General features: G+C 37.4%; 2 protein-coding genes. One reads left to right on the forward strand and one right to left on the reverse strand.

What is annotated here, in order from left to right:
- Nucleotides 1–242 precede the first annotated feature (242 nt).
- Entirely contained in the window at nucleotides 243–911 is a 669-nt protein-coding gene (locus L4C35_RS22885) for a hypothetical protein (protein WP_428465025.1), read from the reverse strand.
- Nucleotides 912–1,687: 776 nt separating this feature from the next.
- Here L4C35_RS22885 and L4C35_RS22890 point away from each other — a divergent pair.
- On the forward strand, nucleotides 1,688–2,608 hold the full coding sequence (locus tag L4C35_RS22890) for a hypothetical protein (protein WP_428465026.1): 921 nt from the start codon (nucleotides 1,688–1,690) through the stop codon (nucleotides 2,606–2,608).
- The last annotated feature ends 286 nt before the right edge of the window (nucleotides 2,609–2,894 follow it).

The raw sequence follows: 2,894 nt of genomic DNA on the forward strand, positions 1-2,894 counted from the left end.
CATTGAAACATTTCTCGTAACTGCCATTTTCAATATTCGTTGAAAGATGAGAATTTCGATAAGAATCAAAAGATCCATACAGCGAAATTAAAACAACAACTATACCGATTGCGCTTAAAATGTACCTTTTCATAACTATCTTAATTCCTTTTCTGATAGCACATAACGCTTGCCATAAGGTGTGCCCCACCTAACCAACAAAACGCGACGGACTTCATACCAAAACCGCCGAGTGTAATGCATCACCTTGATGGCTTTGTTATGTTTTTGAATTTCATACGATCTTTGTACTTTTCTTTTTGCTGAGGTGACATCGACTTCCAGATCAGTTTTTGTGATTCAGAATCCATATTTAAGAGTTGATACTGATTGTAAGAACTGCGCAAGTTAACGGAGTATTGTTCAGGCTTAAAGTCGACCTCAAATTTTGTTAACTCTTTGAACAAAATACTTAAGCATTCAGGATCGACGCCATGTTTACTTTTTATATCTTTCGCTTGACGGTGAATGAAGTCTCGTCTTTTGAAATGAATACTCCATAGTTTTCTTAATGGCTCCAAACTCATGTCAATTTGCTTATTTTTTAGCGCCTTTTCAAGAACTTTTCGCCTATCATCTAATGCAGTAACTTGTTCTTCATTTTCATCAAACACCACAATTTCTTCAAATCGAAGTATGCATGATGACCCAACCCAAAGAGATTTGCTGGTTTGCTCATTATCAATTTTATAGTGATAACGTAATTCATCATGTTCACAAAGCTCACATTGTTCGTAGGCCTCACCATAATCAATAACATCACCAGAGAAAAGCCATTCACTAAATGCAACTTTGAACTCATCTGAAATGCTGAGTGGTAAGATATTCTCGATAGACTTTTCTAACCAGGGATTCTTCCTTTCCTTAGTCATCGACATACTCCATTAAAAAACATAACGCCTGCCATAAGGTGTGCCACGTTGAACCAACAAAGCGCACCGAACTCCATACCAAAACCGCCGAGTGTAATGCATCACCTTGATGGCTTTGTTATGGCGCAAAACCTTTTGATTTACTTGCTTTTTTCGCTTAACTCTTAGCATTCTGAGGCCTTGCTCTTCATCATGCAAGGTGGCGGCAACAAAATCGGAACCTCAGTGGCAGTGAATCTGACAGCAACTTAGTAAACACGGAACTAACCGCGAACCAAATGCAATCCTTTGTTGCGGCACGCGAATTTGGGCAGCCCAAAGCCACTGAGGAAAAAGAACCTTGTAATCACCAAACAGATAACCGCAACCTGCGTAGAAATCATCATCGCGTAATGACCAATTGCGGCTAGAGAACTTGGAAAATTTACAGCCAATTGGACAATGAACTTTGTTTGCGCCAAGCCGCAAACCGCAATAATCACTGAACGATTCTCACGGCATTGCGACTGATAAGATATTGGAAAAACTACCACCATTGATGAAGCAAACAATAATGACTACAGATCGTTAAGAGCCATAACGCCCTGCCATAAAACGCCAGCAACGCATTACGACAATATTTAATTAACCACCGTAAACACTAGAGCCAATTCATACTTAGAATGCCGAGCGTTGAGGGTCGTTTTAATGGCTTTGTTATGTATACACACCAAAGATTTGACTGCGAACATAAAACATTGGATAATAAACCATTTGCATAGCATGGTAAACTAAAGATGAAAACGAAAATATTTATAATGGCAGCCTGTGTAATTTCTTTTTCGGGATGTATGACAACGACTCAAGGAATTGAAAGTACATCTGGTATTATTAATAACAAATGCTCTTATGACAATTTGAATTCTAATGAGTTTGTATACACTGGAGACCCCAAATATTTCTCAATCTACTTTGAAAGTGACCGAGGATATCTAGGTAAATCTAATATCGGTGAACAACTTCAAGGTAAGAAATTCAAATTTTCTGGCATTAACAAGCCAAACGACAAAATATTCAACAAATACACAAAGATAATGAACATCAATGGTATTGACTACCAATTTGACAGCAATGTTAAAACCGCTGTGATGTTTGAAGATTGCATATCAGCACTATGGTTTAAGGGGCATGTAAATTACAACGAAATAAAAGAATTAAAATCTTTTAAAAAAATAAATGGCTCTTCTTTTTCCGAGAACGATCTAGCTTTTACATACGGCATAAATAATGTAAAAAGAGCCAAACATGAAGCATTAATCGACATTGATGACTTTGCTAACACTGCGACTATAAAAACAAAATATCAAGATGGCATCCTTCTTCGCGCATGGTCAAATAACAAACTGACCCAAAAACCTAAAGATTTCCAATTGTATGTGGACTTGAAATTTTCTGGTGATTGGGGACACGTAAAAACCGCAAGAACAAAAGATGGAACAATTTATAACTTAACAAAAATTGACACAAATGCTGACTGTAGCGGAACTTTCGGCTGCATCCTTACAGAAACAGTAGGGGTAACATTACCAATATCACTTCTTAAAACAAACCAAAACGGCTTTGATGTCAAGTTTTACGGGACCAAAAATAAAGTCATAACAGTTAGTAGTTATCACATAAAATCATTAAACAATGGTATTTCTAAACTAAATCTATAACACTCTATAACCTTAGCCTTTTTCAATGAGGCTGGCATATAACGCCAGCAATAAGGTGTGCCCCACTGAAGTGGCAAAGCGCACCGAACTCCATACCAAAACTGCCGAGTAAAACGCATCACCTTGATTGCCTTGTTATGGCTTCAAGCCTCTGTTACTAAAGCGTTTAACTAAAGACAGAACAAGCCAATATACTGCCGATTGTGCCACAAATGTTGGGATAAACCATGTCAACCAAATAAAAATCGCATAGAAATAATCAAAACTGCATTCACTAGTATCGATT

This window comes from Photobacterium kagoshimensis (assembly GCF_050337045.1).
Classification (GTDB): Bacteria; Pseudomonadota; Gammaproteobacteria; order Enterobacterales; family Vibrionaceae; genus Photobacterium; species Photobacterium kagoshimensis.